22 protein-coding genes are annotated in these 16,580 nt (G+C 38.0%); 20 read left to right on the forward strand and 2 right to left on the reverse strand.

The annotated features are described in order from the left end of the window. Both ACZ5OK_RS01120 and ACZ5OK_RS01125 read left to right on the forward strand, forming a co-directional pair. Positions 1-780, forward strand: a complete 780-nt coding sequence (locus tag ACZ5OK_RS01120; protein ID WP_343843061.1) for an ABC transporter ATP-binding protein — start codon at positions 1-3, stop codon at positions 778-780. A gap of 138 nt (positions 781-918) precedes the next feature. Then, complete coding sequence (locus tag ACZ5OK_RS01125; RefSeq protein WP_343843063.1) at positions 919-1,734, forward strand: DUF368 domain-containing protein; 816 nt, start codon at positions 919-921, stop codon at positions 1,732-1,734. Between the two features lie 30 nt (positions 1,735-1,764). Here the strand turns inward: ACZ5OK_RS01125 and ACZ5OK_RS01130 are convergent, their stop codons facing one another. Then, the gene (locus tag ACZ5OK_RS01130) at positions 1,765-2,550 is read right to left on the reverse strand and encodes a histidinol-phosphatase HisJ family protein (protein ID WP_343843065.1); all 786 of its coding nucleotides are present in this window, start codon (positions 2,548-2,550) and stop codon (positions 1,765-1,767) included. A 146-nt stretch (positions 2,551-2,696) separates the two neighbouring features. Between ACZ5OK_RS01130 and hisZ the strand changes: the two genes are divergently transcribed. Genes hisZ through hisC form a run of 8 tightly spaced genes read left to right on the forward strand, consistent with a single transcriptional unit; the run spans position 2,697 to position 8,809 of the window. Continuing rightward, positions 2,697-3,701, forward strand: coding sequence for an ATP phosphoribosyltransferase regulatory subunit (gene hisZ, locus ACZ5OK_RS01135; protein ID WP_343843067.1), 1,005 nt, complete (start codon positions 2,697-2,699; stop codon positions 3,699-3,701). Positions 3,702-3,719: 18 nt separating this feature from the next. Then, positions 3,720-4,358, forward strand: a complete 639-nt coding sequence (hisG, locus tag ACZ5OK_RS01140) for an ATP phosphoribosyltransferase (RefSeq protein ID WP_343843069.1) — start codon at positions 3,720-3,722, stop codon at positions 4,356-4,358. Between the two features lie 18 nt (positions 4,359-4,376). Then, positions 4,377-4,961 carry an imidazoleglycerol-phosphate dehydratase HisB gene (hisB, locus tag ACZ5OK_RS01145; protein WP_343843092.1) on the forward strand — a complete coding sequence of 195 codons (585 nt, stop codon included), beginning with the start codon at positions 4,377-4,379 and terminating at the stop codon, positions 4,959-4,961. Positions 4,962-4,983: 22 nt separating this feature from the next. Further along, positions 4,984-5,601, forward strand: coding sequence for an imidazole glycerol phosphate synthase subunit HisH (gene hisH, locus ACZ5OK_RS01150; protein WP_343843093.1), 618 nt, complete (start codon positions 4,984-4,986; stop codon positions 5,599-5,601). Beyond that, entirely contained in the window at positions 5,598-6,305 is a 708-nt protein-coding gene (gene hisA / locus ACZ5OK_RS01155; RefSeq protein ID WP_343843094.1) for a 1-(5-phosphoribosyl)-5-[(5-phosphoribosylamino)methylideneamino]imidazole-4-carboxamide isomerase, read from the forward strand. Before hisH ends, hisA begins: the two co-directional genes overlap by 4 nt. Before the next feature lie 2 nt (positions 6,306-6,307). Next, positions 6,308-7,072, forward strand: coding sequence for an imidazole glycerol phosphate synthase subunit HisF (gene hisF, locus ACZ5OK_RS01160; protein ID WP_343843095.1), 765 nt, complete (start codon positions 6,308-6,310; stop codon positions 7,070-7,072). Beyond that, the gene (hisIE, locus tag ACZ5OK_RS01165) at positions 7,069-7,746 is read left to right on the forward strand and encodes a bifunctional phosphoribosyl-AMP cyclohydrolase/phosphoribosyl-ATP diphosphatase HisIE (protein ID WP_343843096.1); all 678 of its coding nucleotides are present in this window, start codon (positions 7,069-7,071) and stop codon (positions 7,744-7,746) included. The genes hisF and hisIE overlap by 4 nt, the downstream gene beginning before the upstream one ends. Then, positions 7,739-8,809 carry a histidinol-phosphate transaminase gene (hisC, locus tag ACZ5OK_RS01170; RefSeq protein ID WP_343843097.1) on the forward strand — a complete coding sequence of 357 codons (1,071 nt, stop codon included), beginning with the start codon at positions 7,739-7,741 and terminating at the stop codon, positions 8,807-8,809. The genes hisIE and hisC overlap by 8 nt, the downstream gene beginning before the upstream one ends. A 235-nt stretch (positions 8,810-9,044) precedes the next feature. Here the strand turns inward: hisC and ACZ5OK_RS01175 are convergent, their stop codons facing one another. Further along, positions 9,045-9,542 (reverse strand): kinase, encoded by a 498-nt coding sequence (locus ACZ5OK_RS01175; protein ID WP_343843170.1) that lies wholly within the window; start codon positions 9,540-9,542, stop codon positions 9,045-9,047. A gap of 655 nt (positions 9,543-10,197) precedes the next feature. Between ACZ5OK_RS01175 and ACZ5OK_RS01180 the strand changes: the two genes are divergently transcribed. From ACZ5OK_RS01180 to ACZ5OK_RS01225, 10 genes are all read left to right on the forward strand, one after another. Next, positions 10,198-10,800: a YczE/YyaS/YitT family protein gene (locus ACZ5OK_RS01180; RefSeq protein ID WP_343843098.1), complete on the forward strand. Its 603-nt coding sequence runs from the start codon at positions 10,198-10,200 to the stop codon at positions 10,798-10,800. Between the two features lie 215 nt (positions 10,801-11,015). Next, positions 11,016-11,174 carry a hypothetical protein gene (locus ACZ5OK_RS01185; protein ID WP_202925663.1) on the forward strand — a complete coding sequence of 53 codons (159 nt, stop codon included), beginning with the start codon at positions 11,016-11,018 and terminating at the stop codon, positions 11,172-11,174. A 388-nt stretch (positions 11,175-11,562) separates the two neighbouring features. Beyond that, entirely contained in the window at positions 11,563-11,733 is a 171-nt protein-coding gene (locus ACZ5OK_RS01190) for a hypothetical protein (protein ID WP_343843106.1), read from the forward strand. A 103-nt stretch (positions 11,734-11,836) separates the two neighbouring features. Next, positions 11,837-12,232 (forward strand): NUDIX hydrolase, encoded by a 396-nt coding sequence (locus ACZ5OK_RS01195; RefSeq protein WP_343843108.1) that lies wholly within the window; start codon positions 11,837-11,839, stop codon positions 12,230-12,232. Between the two features lie 668 nt (positions 12,233-12,900). Continuing rightward, complete coding sequence (locus tag ACZ5OK_RS01200) at positions 12,901-13,248, forward strand: hypothetical protein (RefSeq protein ID WP_343843110.1); 348 nt, start codon at positions 12,901-12,903, stop codon at positions 13,246-13,248. Positions 13,249-13,431: 183 nt separating this feature from the next. Then, positions 13,432-13,995, forward strand: a complete 564-nt coding sequence (locus ACZ5OK_RS01205; protein WP_343843111.1) for a hypothetical protein — start codon at positions 13,432-13,434, stop codon at positions 13,993-13,995. A 408-nt stretch (positions 13,996-14,403) separates the two neighbouring features. Then, positions 14,404-14,718 (forward strand): hypothetical protein, encoded by a 315-nt coding sequence (locus tag ACZ5OK_RS01210; protein ID WP_343843112.1) that lies wholly within the window; start codon positions 14,404-14,406, stop codon positions 14,716-14,718. A 263-nt stretch (positions 14,719-14,981) separates the two neighbouring features. Beyond that, entirely contained in the window at positions 14,982-15,101 is a 120-nt protein-coding gene (locus ACZ5OK_RS01215) for a helix-turn-helix domain-containing protein (RefSeq protein WP_343843113.1), read from the forward strand. A gap of 771 nt (positions 15,102-15,872) precedes the next feature. Further along, entirely contained in the window at positions 15,873-15,998 is a 126-nt protein-coding gene (locus ACZ5OK_RS01220; RefSeq protein WP_343843114.1) for a hypothetical protein, read from the forward strand. 20 nt (positions 15,999-16,018) lie between these two features. Next, a complete protein-coding gene (locus tag ACZ5OK_RS01225; RefSeq protein ID WP_343843115.1) occupies positions 16,019-16,519 on the forward strand; it encodes a GNAT family N-acetyltransferase in 501 nt (166 codons plus the stop codon). The last annotated feature ends 61 nt before the right edge of the window (positions 16,520-16,580 follow it).

A 16,580-nucleotide genomic window follows, 5' to 3' on the forward strand; every position in this document is an offset into this window, starting at 1 on the left:
ATGCCTATGCTGACGGCTGAATCCATAACAAAACAATACGGCGAGCATAAAGTACTGAAAAATGTGTCCTTTCAAGTAAATAAAGGGACCTGTATGGCGATTATAGGCCCCAACGGTTCAGGGAAGTCCACGCTGTTAAAAATGATTTCCGGACTCCTCCCGCCAACTGCTGGCGAAGTGAAATTTGAAAATAAGAATATTCTTCACCAGAAGCAGAAGTCCATTGCCAGAAAAATGGCTGTGTTATCCCAGGACGGCCTTCCAGCATCTCCTATATCTGTTTTTGACACGGTTTTAATGGGGCGCTATCCTCATCTCAAATGGTATCAGCGGGAACGTGAACATGATATTCAATTGGTCAATGATGTACTTGAATTAACCGGCCTGTCCCATTTGAAGGATCAGCTGTTGGATACATTGAGTGGCGGGGAGAAGCAAAGGGTCGCTATCGCTAAAGCAATGGTCCAGGAGCCTGAAATCCTGTTGCTTGATGAACCGACAACCTTTCTTGATATCGGGCATCAGGTCAATGTTCTTGAACTTGTAAAACGATGGCAGCATCAGACAGGTCTAACAGTTGTTATGGTTCTGCATGATTTAAATTTGGCAGCCCAGTATAGTGATGAGTTAATTTTGCTGAACCACGGAGTTATAGAAAAAGTCGGCACCAGCGAGGAAGTCATCCAAAAAGATATTTTACAGAAAGTGTATGAAACAGTCCCGGAAATTGTCAGACATCCGAAAAATCAGGTTCCCCAGATTTTATTAACCAGCAGCTAAAATGGGTAGGATGTCCATAATAGTGCAGTGTGTACGGTCCGCTCCCCTTTTTTAGGCATAGAATAAGGGGTTTACGGTGAGATCATCCATGGTAAAATAAATTAGAATGTACTTGAACGTAAAGGAGTCTATGCAAACATGGTAGAATGGAAAAATATTTTTCGCGGACTGTTAATGGGAACCAGTGATGCAGTTCCGGGAGTCAGTGGCGGAACGATTGCTGTCATATTAGGGATATACGACCAACTGATTGAATCCATAAATGGCCTGTTAAGTAAGGGGAGAAGGAAATATTTAGGTTTTCTTATTCCGTTAGGTGCAGGAATTTTAATTGCATTATTTACGATTAGTCGTGTTATTACCTGGTTATTGAACAATTACCCGAACCAGACGAACTTTTTCTTTATGGGTTTGATTATTGGTGTACTCCCTTATTTATTTCATAAAGCGGAAGTGAAGCGGAATTTTAGTGGAAGCCATTATGTTCTGCTTATTATTGCAACTTTACTTGTAGCTTCACTGGCCTTTTTCCGTGAGCCTACCCAACCAATTTTGGATGTGTCTAATAGCCGGGTCCTGCTTTCTTTATTTTTCTCTGGATTTATTGCAAGTATGGCTATGATTGTGCCGGGAATAAGCGGATCGATGTTATTATACTTGATGGGCACTTATGGAACGATTATGTATGCCGTTGGAAATTTAGAAATAGTGGCCATAGGTACTGTGGGAATTGGTGTGATTGTCGGTATTGTACTGTGCAGTAAGTTAATCCGCTATTTTCTGGAAAACTTTCATTATGCTACATACGCCGTGATTATAGGCCTGGTCATTGGATCCATTGCCGTAATCTTCCCAGGCTTCGAATCAGAAGTCATGATGTCGATTCTAAGTATTGCCGCCTTTGCCTTAGGATTGATCGCAGCTGTAGGTCTCGGACGTTTTGAATACAAATAGGAAAAGCCTTGAGCAGTAAATGTTCAAGGCTTAAATTTTGTGAAAAACAGGCTTCTGATTTTTAAAGGTTGTTACATATTTAAACCCAATATCCTTTAACAGATCTATGGTTTCTGTGTAGTGAGTGCCTATAGTATCAGGAGCATGAGAATCTGAACCAATGGTAATAATTTCTCCGTTCATCTCCTTGTAAAGCTTTAAAATATCCTTGCTCGGCATAGCACGGCCTAATCCATATTTAAAACCGGAATTATTGACCTCAATCCCTTTCCCCTCAGGAATAATCACCTTAAAGATTTCCTCGATGATATCCAAAAAGGAATAAACATCAGGTTCATACTTGTACCTTTTGACAAGATCCAGATGACCGAGAATACTATAGGATTTAAAGGACTGAATACAGGATAAAAATTCACGGTAATATTGCTCATAGGCCTGGTTGAGTGTTTTGCCCTCGAAAAATTCTCCTGAGTGCAGATCCTGCTTGTCCGTGGTGTGCATGGAGCAAATGATAAAATCAAAGGCCTCCTGATTTACGATTTCCTTATAATCCTCCAGTACATGAGGCTGTACTCCAAGCTCAACTCCTTTTTTAATGGATATCTGCTCAATATATTTTTCCTGCATTTCTTTTAATCTTTTTCGGTAGGCTTCCAAATCAAGGTGAAAGGTAATCGTCGGGTCCGGATAATCAAAATCGATATGCTCTGTAAAACACATATCTTTTATCCCTTTATCGATCGCACTTTGAATCATTTCCTCCATGGGAGCCTCACAATCAGCTGAAAAGCTGCTATGTACATGGTAATCAAACATATGACTGAACATCCTTTCTATCTATCATTCTATCAAATAATTTTGACAAAAGTGTACCTTTGAAGGTTGACTTATTCCTTTATAATGATTACAATACACTATAACTTTAATTAAATAAAGTGATAAAGCGATAAAGAGATAAAGGGATGGTTGTTTTGCTACATGAGAGTAAGAGAATACCAGAGGGAGTTTCAGACTTAGATTCTGCTACATTGGAAAAGAAGGAATCCCTGATATCCACACTGAAACAGCTTTACCGGCAGAATGGATATCGACAGGTTCAAACGCCAATTTTTGAATATTATGATCTGTTTTTAAGTATAAAAGGAACGATTGCCAAGGAAAAAATGATTAAATTGATTGACAGGGATGGGAGCATTTTAGTTTTGCGTCCGGATGCTACCCTCCCGATTGCAAGAATGGTGGCCACAAACTATCAATCTGAGGACGATTCTGATATCCGCTTATCCTATTTCACTAATATATTTCGGATGAATGATCGTGAACAGGATCTGCAAAATCGTGAATTAACCCAGGCGGGGATTGAACTGTTTGGCCGTTCAGATGTACGCGCAGATGTTGAAGTGATTAAGCTAGCCATTCATTCGCTAGAGGAACTGGGTTTTGAGGATTTTAAAATAGATCTGGGTCAGGCGAATTATTTTAAAGAACTCGTGAATCTGTCCACAATAACCGAGGAACAGCTTCAGGCTATTCGCACCCGGATTGAAAATAAAAATGTTTCTGAGCTGCAGAAGATTCTGGCAGACATTGATGTGGATGCTGCTTTTAAAGAGGCCATTCAATCGATGCCGTTATTATATGGCGAACCTGAAGCCGTCCTGGAAAAGGCAGAAAAACTGGCATTAAATGAGGAAATGAAGCGTGAATTGGATCGTCTGCGTCAGGTTTATCAGGAGCTAAGTAAAGAGGGGTATCAGCATTATTTATCCCTGGACCTGGGTTTAATCAACCATCTGAACTACTATACAGGGATTATTTTTCAAGGATTTATCAAAAACTTCGGGAAGCCTGTCGTATTAGGCGGACGTTATGATCAGTTAACCGAGCAGTTTGGAGCGGACTTACCTGCAACAGGTTTTGGTTTTTATCTGGATGATTTACTCCATGTGATGAAAGACAACGAATAACGCAAAGGTGGTATCTACGTGAGCGAAATTACCATAGCATTAGGGAAAGGAAGGCTAGAGTCCTTTACTCTTCAGACCTTTGAGAAGTCAGGGATTGAATTTCCCGATTTTACCGAAGACAGTCGGAAGCTGATTTTTAATGACCGTGACCATATCTATCAGATTGTCCTTGTAAAAGCCAGTGACGTGCCCACTTACGTAGAAAAGGGTGCCGCTGACATTGGCATTGTCGGCAAGGATACCCTTGAGGAAAGCGGAGCAGATGTGTTTGAAGTATTGGACCTGGGCTTTGGACGCTGTAAGTTTGCCGTTGCAGGACTGCCGGGCGAGACCTATGATTCATCCTCCAAATTAACAGTGGCATCCAAATATCCGAAAGTCGCCAAGGATTATTATCACAAAAAAGGGGTATCCATCGAGACAATAAAATTAAACGGGTCAGTTGAATTGGCTCCGTTGATTGGCTTGTCTGATGTGATTGTCGATATTGTGGAAACAGGAAAAACCCTCAAAGAAAATGGTCTCGTCGTTTTAGAGGATATATCGGAAATCAGTGCCCGTCTCATTGTTAACAAAGCTAGCTTTAAAACAAAAACGGACCGGATTCACTGGTTCATCGACGAAATGAGTAAAGCGGTGGAACAGGAAACCGTATGAAAAACAGGAGGGAGAAGGATGAGAAAGGCATCATTATCACGACAGACGGCCGAAACAGATATTAAATTAGCCCTGAATATCGATGGGAAGGGCACAAGTCAAATTGATACAGGAATTGGATTCTTTAATCACATGCTGATTCTGTTCTCCAGTCACGGTTTTTTTGATTTGGAAATTGACTGTCAGGGTGACCTTCAAGTGGACTTTCACCATTCTGTGGAAGATGTCGGAATCGTATTGGGGCAGGCCTTTAAGGAAGCGATTGGGGATAAAAAGGGCATTACCCGCTATGCTACGGAACACTCTCCAATGGATGAGGCCCTGTCTATGCTTTCCCTGGATATCAGTGGCCGTCCTTATTTGCATTTTAACGCAGATATTCCGGTTGAAAAGGTAGGACAATTTGATACAGAGCTCGTTGAGGAGTTCTTTCGTGCCTTTGTCAACCATGCCGGTGTGACCTTACATATTAATCTGCTATACGGAAAAAACGCCCACCATATCATAGAATCCATTTTTAAAGGCTTTGGCCGGGTACTCGATCAGGCCACAGCCGTACAGGACCGGATTCAGGGCGTCCGCTCAACGAAAGGAATGCTATAAAGATCTGGAAAGGAGAACAGTCATGATTTCCATTATTGATTACGGGGCAGGAAATTTAAAAAGCGTCCAGCACGCATTAACCACATTAGGCTTTGAATCAGATATAGTATCCAGCAAAGAAAAAATCATTGAAAGTGATGCCCTTATTCTTCCAGGTGTAGGCGCTTTTCGGGATGCCATGGAACAGCTGAAATCAATGGATCTTGCAGAAACCATTAAGAATCAGGCGGAAAATGGCAAACCCATCTTAGGCATATGCCTCGGTCTTCAGCTATTTTATGAAACCAGCTATGAAAATGGAACATGGGAAGGTCTGGGGCTGCTTGAAGGCGAGATTGTAAGATTCCGAGATGACGTGAAGGTTCCCCATATGGGCTGGAACACGCTGATCCCTCATTCTGATGTAAATCCGGAGAAAGGATTGGCAGAGGGGATTTCCGAAAAGGATTACGCCTATTTTGTCCATTCCTTTTATGCAGAGCCTAAAAATCAGGATGAAGTCGTTTTATGGTCGGATTATGGATTGAAATTTCCTGCCGCTGTGCAAAAGGGAAATATTTACGGGATGCAATTTCATCCTGAAAAGAGCAGTGAGGTTGGCATGAAGCTATTGAAAAACTTCGGGGAGCTGGTGACATGATTTTATATCCTGCAATTGATATCCGAAACGGTAAATGTGTCAGACTGATTCAGGGTGACTATAATCAGGAGGACGTTTACGGAGATCCTGTGGAAATGGCACAGAAATGGATAAATAAAGGGGCCAAGGCGCTGCATCTAGTAGACCTTGATGGCGCAAAATCTGGAACCTCGGAAAATCTGACAACCATTGAAGCAATTGTGAATCAGACAGATATTCCTGTACAGGTGGGAGGAGGCATTCGGACGATGAATCAGGTCCATGCCTTAGCCTCTATCGGAGTGCAGCGAATCATTTTAGGAACGGCCGCATTAACCAATGAAACTTTTTTAAACGAAGCGGTCTCCAACTATCCTGATTGCATAGCTGTTTCTATTGATGCGAAAAAAGGCTATGTAGCTACAGACGGCTGGACAAAAACGAGTGATCGGAAGGCTCTTGATTTTGCCAGGGAGCTTGAGAAAAAAGGAGTTCAGACTATCATTTACACAGATATCGCCAAGGATGGCATGCTGTCAGGTCCAAATTTTACTGAAATTGATCATGTGAATCAGCATGTACAGATGAACGTTATTGCTTCGGGTGGGATTTCCAGTCAGGAGGATGTTGAAAAGCTGTCAGAATTAAATGTGTACGGGGCGATTATCGGCAAAGCATTGTATACCGGAAAACTTGAATTCGAACAAATGGTAAAGGAAGTGTAGGGATGCTGGCAAAACGAATCATTCCATGTCTGGACGTACGTAATGGCAGAGTGGTTAAAGGACAGAAATTCCAGAACATAAAAGATGTTGACGATCCGGTCAGGCTGGCCAAAACCTACAGTGAGCTTGGTGCGGATGAGCTTGTTTTTTATGATATTACCGCATCTAATGAGGAGCGGGACATTTTTATTGATGTGGTGGAACAGACGGCAGAGCAGGTCCATATTCCTTTCACAGTGGGAGGCGGAATCCGTTCTGTAGAGGACTTTCGAAAGGTATTAAAGGCTGGTGCCGATAAAGTTTCGGTAAACAGTGCAGCTGTAAAAAATCCGCAGATCATTCAGGAAGCCGCAGAAAAGTTCGGCAGTCAGTGTGTCGTTTTATCCATTGATGCTAAGCAGAATGAGGAAGGTCGCTGGTCTGTGTATTTAAACGGAGGACGTGTGAATACAGAAAAGGACGCATTGGAATGGGCCAAAGAAGGCGAACGTCTTGGAGCAGGTGAGATTGTTTTAAACGCGATGGATACGGATGGCATAAAGACCGGTTTTAGTTTAGATATTACAAAAGCAATCTCTGAGCAGGTGAATATACCTGTTGTAGCCTCAGGTGGTGCGGGTACACAGAAGCATTTTCTCGAGGTGCTGACAGAGGGAAAAGCTGATGCTGCCCTTGCTGCCTCTGTTTTTCACTTTGAGGAGATTGAAATTAAAGCATTAAAAAATTATTTAGCAGAAAATGATGTAGAAGTGAGGCAGATACCATGAATTTCTCCATAGATGAATTAACCTTTGATGAAAAAGGGCTGATTCCGGCCATTGTGCAAAATGTAAATACCGGAAAGGTGCTCATGCTGGCGTACATGAATAAAGAGTCCCTGCAGAAAACAATCGAAACAAAAACAACCTGGTTTTACAGTCGAAGCCGTCAGCAGCTGTGGAACAAAGGAGAAACCTCCGGGAATACTCAAAACGTAAAACGCATGAGCTATGACTGTGACGGGGATACGTTACTGGTTGAAGTGGAGCCGATGGGGAATGCCTGCCATACAGGAGCGGAAAGCTGTTTTTTTAATGACATTGATGTGGAAAGTAAAGAGGAACCACAGGCGGACAGGGAAATCATTGATTATTTATATCGTTATATCCAAAATCGCAGGGAAAATCCAGTCGAGGGTTCCTATACCAACTACTTATTCAATAAAGGCCTGGATAAAATCCTGAAAAAAGTGGGCGAGGAAACAACAGAAGTCATTATTGGAGCAAAAAATCGTGATCAGGAGGAGCTTATCAATGAGTTTTCCGATCTGGTTTATCATTCGATCGTACTGATGGTGGAACAGGGGATATCCGTGGAAGATATTAAAAAAGAGCTGACGAATCGACATAAGGAACGGGATTATGAACCGAAGCGGGAGCCAAAGAGTGAGCGCTATGAGTAAATTCTGGAGCAGTCGTCTGCAGCGTACGGAGCCCTATGTCCCTGGTGAACAGCCCAATGATACGAATGTTATTAAGCTAAATACCAATGAAAATCCCTATCCTCCTTCACCTGAAGTTCAAAAGGCCATACAACAGGCAGCCAGTGAAGATTTGAGGTTATACCCAACACCTACTTTACAGGAATTAAGACAGACGATAGCGGAAAAATTTCAGGTTCATCAGGATCAGGTATTTATCGGAAATGGATCTGATGAGGTTCTTGCTTTTTCCTTTATGGCTTTTTTTGAACCAGGAGAGACCATACGATTTCCTGATATTACGTATAGCTTTTACCCTGTCTATGCCAAACTGTTTAACACAGATTATAAGGTTATTCCTGTAAATGAGGATTTTTCTTTACCTATTGAGTCGTTTTATGACGCTGAGGGAGGCGTTATTTTTCCGAACCCTAATGCACCAACAGGCCGGGCTTTGTCGCTGCTGGAAGTGGAGAGCATCGTGAATGGGAATCCGAATAAAGTGGTGATCATTGATGAGGCTTACATAGATTTTGGGGGGCAATCAGCCGTACAGCTGGTGAATCGGTACGAAAATTTACTCGTGATTCAAACCCTGTCAAAATCAAGGTCACTTGCAGGATTGCGGGTCGGTTTCGCGATTGGGAACAGTCAGTTAATAGAGGGGCTTAATCGAATCAAAAATTCCTTTAATTCCTATACCATTGACCGTCTGGCGATTGCAGGAGCTAAAGCGGCCTTTGAAGATGAAGCGTATTTTGAAAAGGTACGCAAAAGGATTATCGACACACGTGAGAAAACGGCGGAGTCATTAAGTACGCTTGGCTTTGATGTCGTAGAGTCCAAAGCTAATTTCCTGCTGGTTTCACATCCTCAAGTAGATGCAGAACAGCTGTATACCCAATTGAAAGAGCAAAACATCTATGTCCGCTATTTTAATAAGCCGAGAATTCAGCAGTATGTGCGGATAACGATTGGAAAGCCTGGGGAAATGGAAAAGCTGATTAAAGAAACCAAACATCTTATACCAAACATGGCAAATTAAAATTAAGCTTCATTAAGAAAAACGTTCTAACCAGTATATCCACTTACACTTAAATGGATGTGCTGGTTTTTATTTGGCATTGAAGAAGACATTTGAGAAATTGAAGATTCCCTTTAGCTGTTATATTCATTTCTAGTTTTAGTAGATCTATATTAAATCAATGAATTAAACGAATAAAAATCCCGTTTTTTCTTATAGATTAGCACCCTTTAGTTGAGGATGTAGTAGGAAATAATTACTTTTGTATTTGATTTAAAATCAGTTCCAAAACATCATAGTGTGTCATTTTATTAGTAAATAATGTTTCTCCATCTACTCCAAGATAATCACTCGGATTCCACCAGCGACGTAAAGATTCTTCTCCAAATTCCATTGTTTTTGAACGAGAATTGTGACGTTTGACTGTTTCCTCAAAGGTTAGATTAAAATAATATGTATATACTTTTTGATTGTAAAACTCGATAAGATTATTCAACATTTCACCATAACGATTTTTATACAATATTCCTTCTACAATAACAAATTCACACTTATCTTTACCATATTCCGCAATTTGGCGAATCAAATCAATTGAAGGATTTCCATCTCTATCGTGAACCTTCAACATATCTCGACGAACAACATCTTGACAAACCAGAAGAGTTCCGTGTCCTAAATGATTTTGAAGACTTTTCGCAGTCGTCGTTTTTCCACTTCCTGAATTGCCCCGTATGATAATTAGCTTAGATTCCATAAGCTTCCCTGCCTTTTGTCTATTTTTGGTTTTTACCTTTAATACTTCCATATCCTTATTTCACACTACTGCTGCGGTAGCTTAATATCTCCCAAACAAATGTTAACATAATTTGCCAACTATTTATCAGATAAAATATAGACGGACAAAATAATAATCACCTTGTTCAACTATGGTGCCCCTTTAAATGAATTACTTCACTTCAAAATCTCTCGGAATAGTGATTATTAAATAGTTAGCCGGACCAACACTAAATAGGGAACATAATTTTCTTGTGTGTATCTCTAAGTGGAACTAGTTACGTTTATCCCCACTGATTAAAGTCACACTTTATGATAAGCTGATTGTAAACAATTTGGAATATTCGCCCTTATAAATTTTTGGATTAAGGAAGTAAAAAATTTTACAAACAAATGGATTCCGTAAACTTTTTTTATGAAAAATATGGTGAGGGTTTGCCGATTTTTTCTAAATGGCTTTGTAACGGATTCAAGCTTTATCAGAGATAATTTTGAACCTGTTTTTAGGGTAACATTTGTTAATGATTGGGTGGATAGAGTGAATAACTATTAAATGAAGGCATGTTATGTAGAATTTACTATCTAGATCATTAATGCTGAACCTTCAGTAAAATAAGTGGGAGTTTTTCGCAATCATGAATCGAATCCGTGTTTTCTGCTATGTTATTGGACTATTGATTTTATCATTAGGCATTTCACTGACGATTAAAGCTGATCTTGGTGTTGGGGCATGGGACGCTCTTCACGTCGGTTTATCGAAGCATTTCTTTACAGTTGGTACATGGGTCATCATTACAGGGAGTATTTTAATTGTAGTGAACGCGATTTTATTAAAACAACGGCCTGTTTTACTTTCGATGCTTACTGCTTTTGTCATGGGTGTCGGGATTGACCTGTGGCTGTTCATACTGCCTTTTGAACCTGGCCAGATAGGCAGCAAAATTGTTGTCTTTTCGATTGGGCTCATCGTATTAGCCTTTGGTGTATCGGTTTATATGCAGGCTAAGTTTGCACCAGCCCCCATTGATCATTTAATGATAGCAATCCATTCCAGGTTCCATTTTAAATTAAGTGTTTCAAAGACGATTGGGGAAGTGCTTGCGCTGCTATTAGCCTTACTTGTCAGAGGACCAATTGGTATTGGTACGATCTTTGTTACATTCCTGGTCGGCCCCATTATTCAGGTGTTTTATCCAAAAATAGAGGCATTAGTAGAACGGAATCAGAAGAACGGCTAAGGTTTAATCTTTAGTCGTTTTATTGTTTGAATTGATTAGATAACCTTTGGATATGGCATGCTGGGACCAGGGGATTCGTCCATAGCGATACAGATTAATCCGGAAAAATCATTTCATGAAAGTATCCAAAGGTCAGTCTCCATCATGCCAGTGATTAAATATTAACAAAAATGGAAAGATAAAATGGAAACTGTCATTGAAAAGGAGCGGTGAATATGCGAAAAGAGAAGCGAAGGAGAAAGGATGAACCAACCATTGCACCAGGGATGGACACAGAGGATGAGTTAAAAGAAGAGGCCACCAGGGAGGAAGTGGAAGAAGGAGATTATACGAATGTAACGACGGTGTCATGGGATGAAAATGATCCGAGTTAAACAGAAATAGCTGTCTTGTAGAAATAAAAGGTTCGGTTTTAGGAGAAAAACGGTAAATAACATATTTAATGGGAGTACTCTACGCGTAGCGTTTTGTACTCCTATTTTTATTGGTGTGACAACATTTGTAAGCTATTCATTACCATTATTTACATCACAAAGGTTATTTTATATTAATGAAGTATTCCTGTTTTTGGAAGGTGATTTAGGGTTTTATGTTAAATTATGTAGAGAGAGGCAGAACAGACTTGTTCAACTAACGAGGCAGTTTAGTGGAAGAAGGGCAACCTTTCTTCGTTGCTTATGTTTAATGTTTTACACTTGGAATAAAAGTAGTAATGAAACTTATCTTGTATCTAATACGTAATAGTGATAAGGAGGGTATTTCATGGAAGTAATCTTTATGTTTATAGCAGGATTTATTGTTTTTATTATATTTATAATAGCGATTATTAAGGGAGTAACACATAGAATAAAGAGTCCAACTGATGAATTAAAAGAAGAAGTTTCAAATCTTAAAAAGAGAGTCAATGAGCTTGAAAATGAAAAGAAAAGCTAATTACTCTTTGCAAGTAACGGGTGCGTATCTGGAACAAGCAGATACGCTGTTTCTCCATTGAAGTAGTAATTTTTAATAAGACTAATGATAAGGGGGGAGTGTATTGCGAAATAGAGCTTCGGTAGTAATTATAGAAAATAATAAGGTTGGGCTAATTAAAAGAATTAGAGATGGTACTGATTATTATGTTTTCCCTGGCGGTGGGATAGAAAATGGAGAAACACCAGAAGAAGGAGCAAAAAGAGAAGCATTAGAAGAATTGGGTGTAGAAGTTAAGGTGAATGACTGCATTGCAGAGGTTCAATTCAACGGAACTCAATACTTTTTCCTATCTGAAATAATTGATGGGGAATTTGGTACTGGACAAGGTGAAGAGTACATAGACGAAAATAGAGATAGAGGAATATATTTGCCTATGTGGGTTGATTGGGATAAATTATCATCTATTGATGTCAAACCTAAAGAAGTTGCTTTAAAGGTTCAAACCTTATTCAATTAACGAGTGCTGAATTAGTGTAATAAAGAGGGGGTTACATGGTGGGGCGAATGGAAACATTCATTCTTTAATAAAGGCAGTATTATTTATAGCATTGGCAATTGTTTTATTTGCAAATATGTTTGAATACCAACCACTTAGTCGTGAAGCAAAAATTATTATTATTGTTATTGTATTACTTGAAGCAATTGTTATTATTAGAAAAATAGATAATAGAAATAAAAAGGATTACTAACGAGTATTTGTGCTAACAAGTGGTGGCTGTTGAGTAAGTAATTATCATTGTGCAGATCCTATGGGGTTAAAGAGTTTATAAGAAAGGTGATTTTTTGAAAAAAGTTATCGCAATTTTGTTTCTTAGCATTTTCATAGTATGTGTTGCATTATATGTTGGCATGAAAGCTAATCTTAATAATGTAATAGAAAATGTATTAGCGCATAACCCAGAAGCTATTAAAGTCGAATCAACACTGGGGGGAATGGATTAGGGAATATTCATTAGTAGTGGTAATAGATGATGAAAGATATCGAGTTTGGACAAATGGAGATGAAAAAATTACAGATAAAGTGCTAATACAATGATATTCAACAAACGGGTGCGATTGTAAAAAAAGAATGATAGCTTTAAAGAAGCCAGGGGATTATTGAATAAGTACAAGGGGGATTACCAAATGCCGAAAAGCAGAATATTTTTCATTGTTGCAACTATAACTATTATGTTGATAGGTTGTTCCCAGGTTGAAGAAGGAACTTTTATTCAAGGGAACATAACGGAAATTAACGAAACGAATGGAGATATGGAAATTGACATCGAAGCATGGACAACAGTTAGTGAGGAAGAAGATACTTCTAAAGAGTCATATGGTTTTATAAAGAAGCCAATGACACAAACCATCCGAGTTTCCAATCCAGAAGATTATGAGGAAGGGCAAAAAGTAAAGGTAAAGGTTATCAAAGATTATGATGAACATGCCTGGGATTTAGATAGATTAAAATTTGAAGTAGAAGAGGTAAGTTAGAATATTAAGCTAATAGGTGTTAGAACGACATAAGAGATCATCAAATGGTGGTCTCTTATTTTTTGAAAGGGTTATTGGGATTTTATGTTAAAATTATGTTAAGAGGATCTTATGATAACGAAGCAGAAGAGTTGATCAAGACTATCAAATTTCTATGTTAGTTTTGGGTTAGGAGGTGTAATTTTGAATCAAAAGTTAAAAATTATTTTTAAATATGTACCTTTGATTTTATTAACATTTATAATAAGTGCTTGTAGTGCAGGCACTGAAAAGGATATTATTTATATTCGACATAATTTAGATGATTATAGTGCGGACACAGGACCTTATGAGGAAGGCATTGAGTTTACTTTAACTACAGAAGAGATACTTAGCGGTGTTGAAGAACCTATGTTGCTTAAAAAGATCTATGATACTGAAATACACCTGGTCCAAGCACAAGAAAGGCAAAGTCAAAAGAGTAATTATGTAATTCAAGTGGGATTAGATAGTGAATTACAACAGGAAGGGACGATGCTTAGTCTTTTCCGTTTAAATAATGATAATTCGTATTCAAGAGAATTAGAATTTGAAGTGTTCAATGAAGAAGGTGAAAGTGGAAACTTTGGTCACGGTGGTGGAGACGGTGATGCACCATATAAACAATCTTTGCATTTTGACACAGATAAGGAAGAACTATTAAAAGGAGAAAAGTGGACCTTTAAGGTTAGTGGACTTTATCTATTAAAATACAGTAAAGCGAATTAATTATAGTTTGTTCTTTAAGTACAGGGTGGCGAATGTTTCATAAGGATCACCTGAACTTGTTGAAGTAATGAGCAGGAATGTAAAACAAGCAATCAGGTAAAAAAGGAGGATTTATTTGAAAAAGTTTCGTGGAAAAAAGAGATATTTTCGAAATATATATACCTATAACTTTCAGTGATTTAATAGACAAAGAGAAATTTAACATTGGACATTATAACTCGTCGTTTGGAGATGGACATGGTTATGTTATCCAATCAAAAAGTCAGGAAATAAAATTATAAATGCTTGTGAAGCTAACGGGGTGCGAATGTTGAACAAGGGGATTCGCTTTTTCTTTGGGTAAAGGGCAGTTTAGTAACAGAAAGATATTTACTGAGTTATGAACAAAAACGCAAAGGGTGGTAAATTATGATTGATTGGACTTGGCTTAATGTTGGTAGTCTCGTTCTTGGTCTTATTGCTTGGATACTTCCTGTTGTTAATCTTTTGCGATATAAAAACCATAACCATAAGAATTGGAGCGCTCTTTCCATTATGAGTATCAGTGCTTGTGCGATATCGTTATATTTCCAGATAGTCTATGGTCATTATCTGGTTAAGATTGAGGATTGGTCTGCTCTTATGGAAGAGGCTGTGGTGATTGTAAGTTCAGTTCTTCTTATCGTTACACTTCTATTAAATATAATTACTATGATTGTATATCGTGACAAAACAGCAAAGTAGAATATCAAATTACTGTTTGTGAACGGGTGTACTTAAACAAACGGGTGCATTAGTGCAATAAGGCGGTCAGTAAATTGATCGCTTTTTAATTTTGCCTGAAAAAATTTTGGAATATTATGTTAGTATTGGATTAGATGATTTTCTGAAACAAAAGAAAGCTGGAGTAAATTTTCATTTACTGTTCGTGGCTTTAAAAATAAACACAGAGATACAGGGAAATTAGTAATATATCTCGGAGATAATCCAATAGTAAACCCCTCAACATGACGCAACAGAAATTTGTCAATCATATCGGAATGAAACAATCTTATCTCTCCCGACTAGAGAATGACGAAGTTGATATGAGTATCAGGAAATTAGAGGATATTGTAAAAAAGCTCTGAGGTCGCGTCCACGTAGACATTGAAATTGAAGAAAGCCCTTTAACACATAAACAATCGCACGAATAAAATTTAAGTTTATTTATCTTCTTTATACAAACTTAGAATAAAGATAACGAATAATATCAAGAAAGGAAGAAAAAGTACACTACCGATACTATCCCAATCAATTGCTCCCTTTGTAATGATACCGAACAATACTTCTCCTATTAATAATCCTAACATTACAAAAATAAGACTTTTTACATATCTCTTTGTTTTCCTCAACATACCACGCCCTAAAAAGAAAAAAATGATTTACTCAAAATTAGAGAAAGAAAAAATAACCTTTACATCAAATCAACATCAATTGTCTGTGTCATTATACGAATTTTACCATAAAAGTAGTAACATCTTCAAAAAATTCTGAAATGTTACTTTGCAATGTCTCCGACTTTAAACTGAACCCGTTAGTTATTATCCTGTACAATAATAATTTTATTCAAAAAATGGTGCGTTTGTTGAAAGAAACATTCCTATAAATTAACCTTTTTAAGTTAGTTTAACATATCCACCAATTAACCACCCAATCTTTCTAGTGTAATTTTAACATAAAGTAATTCATCAGTTTACTGTTATGCCAATCCTTCTTATAGTAATAATAAATTTCTACCACAATTATCCAAAAACCTCTTTTTTAAAGTTAAATGATATTTTATTCCTATATAGAAGCAAAGGTAAGTTTTATTTTTGCAGACTTATTAAATCCTGAACACAGAAAGGGTGAATAAGCGAATGGTAAGAGGTGAACCGATAACAGATCCTGAACGTTTGGAAATGGTTTTTCAGCAAGCAAAATACCAGCTGGAAGCTGAAGGATTCACGATAACTGAAATGGACAGTTTAACAAAAGAGAGATAATGACAGGAGTGATAGTAAAGGTGAATATAAGATTTGCTGAAATAAACGACATTAAGCAATTAATAAAAATGAGATGGGACTTCACTATCGAGTATGATGAAAGTAAAAGGAACTCATCTTTTGAAGATTTTGAAAGGGAATGTCAATCATTTTTAGAGGACGCAATCAATAATGATCATTGGTTCATTTGGGTTGCTGAGGAAAAAGGAAAAGTTATATCACATATATACATAGAATTGATACAAAAAGTACCACGCCCTGGTAGAGTAACATATCCATTTGCTTATATGACGAATGTTTATACAGTGCCAGAATTTCGAAATATGGGGCTTGGAAGTAAAATAATTAAAGCAATAAATATGTGGGTTAAAGAAAACAATTGTGAATTTGTTATTGTTTGGCCAAGTGATGACTCTATTAATTATTATAAAAAGAATGGTTACGTCCATTGTACAGAACCTATGGAATATTTCCCTTATCGAACTCCCTCAATCAGATTCAATTTCCCTCGTGAATACTAATGGGAGCTTTTATGAAACAAACATAAGTACTTTTTCACTATAACTATATAGAAATATATTC

This window comes from Salinibacillus aidingensis, from assembly GCF_055393355.1.

Excerpts from the sequence above, each read along its gene's own strand:
- ACZ5OK_RS01120 (WP_343843061.1), top strand. The coding sequence starts at position 1 with ATGCCTATGCTGACGGCTGAATCCATAACAAAACAATACGGCGAGCAT.
- ACZ5OK_RS01125 (WP_343843063.1), top strand. The coding sequence starts at position 919 with ATGGTAGAATGGAAAAATATTTTTCGCGGACTGTTAATGGGAACCAGT.
- ACZ5OK_RS01130 (WP_343843065.1), bottom strand. The coding sequence starts at position 2,550 with ATGTTTGATTACCATGTACATAGCAGCTTTTCAGCTGATTGTGAGGCT.
- hisZ (WP_343843067.1), top strand. The coding sequence starts at position 2,697 with ATGGTTGTTTTGCTACATGAGAGTAAGAGAATACCAGAGGGAGTTTCA.
- hisB (WP_343843092.1), top strand. The coding sequence starts at position 4,377 with ATGAGAAAGGCATCATTATCACGACAGACGGCCGAAACAGATATTAAA.
- hisH (WP_343843093.1), top strand. The coding sequence starts at position 4,984 with ATGATTTCCATTATTGATTACGGGGCAGGAAATTTAAAAAGCGTCCAG.
- hisA (WP_343843094.1), top strand. The coding sequence starts at position 5,598 with ATGATTTTATATCCTGCAATTGATATCCGAAACGGTAAATGTGTCAGA.
- hisF (WP_343843095.1), top strand. The coding sequence starts at position 6,308 with ATGCTGGCAAAACGAATCATTCCATGTCTGGACGTACGTAATGGCAGA.
- hisIE (WP_343843096.1), top strand. The coding sequence starts at position 7,069 with ATGAATTTCTCCATAGATGAATTAACCTTTGATGAAAAAGGGCTGATT.
- hisC (WP_343843097.1), top strand. The coding sequence starts at position 7,739 with ATGAGTAAATTCTGGAGCAGTCGTCTGCAGCGTACGGAGCCCTATGTC.
- ACZ5OK_RS01175 (WP_343843170.1), bottom strand. The coding sequence starts at position 9,542 with ATGGAATCTAAGCTAATTATCATACGGGGCAATTCAGGAAGTGGAAAA.
- ACZ5OK_RS01180 (WP_343843098.1), top strand. The coding sequence starts at position 10,198 with ATGAATCGAATCCGTGTTTTCTGCTATGTTATTGGACTATTGATTTTA.
- ACZ5OK_RS01185 (WP_202925663.1), top strand. The coding sequence starts at position 11,016 with ATGCGAAAAGAGAAGCGAAGGAGAAAGGATGAACCAACCATTGCACCA.
- ACZ5OK_RS01190 (WP_343843106.1), top strand. The coding sequence starts at position 11,563 with ATGGAAGTAATCTTTATGTTTATAGCAGGATTTATTGTTTTTATTATA.
- ACZ5OK_RS01200 (WP_343843110.1), top strand. The coding sequence starts at position 12,901 with ATGCCGAAAAGCAGAATATTTTTCATTGTTGCAACTATAACTATTATG.
- ACZ5OK_RS01210 (WP_343843112.1), top strand. The coding sequence starts at position 14,404 with ATGATTGATTGGACTTGGCTTAATGTTGGTAGTCTCGTTCTTGGTCTT.
- ACZ5OK_RS01215 (WP_343843113.1), top strand. The coding sequence starts at position 14,982 with ATGACGCAACAGAAATTTGTCAATCATATCGGAATGAAACAATCTTAT.
- ACZ5OK_RS01220 (WP_343843114.1), top strand. The coding sequence starts at position 15,873 with ATGGTAAGAGGTGAACCGATAACAGATCCTGAACGTTTGGAAATGGTT.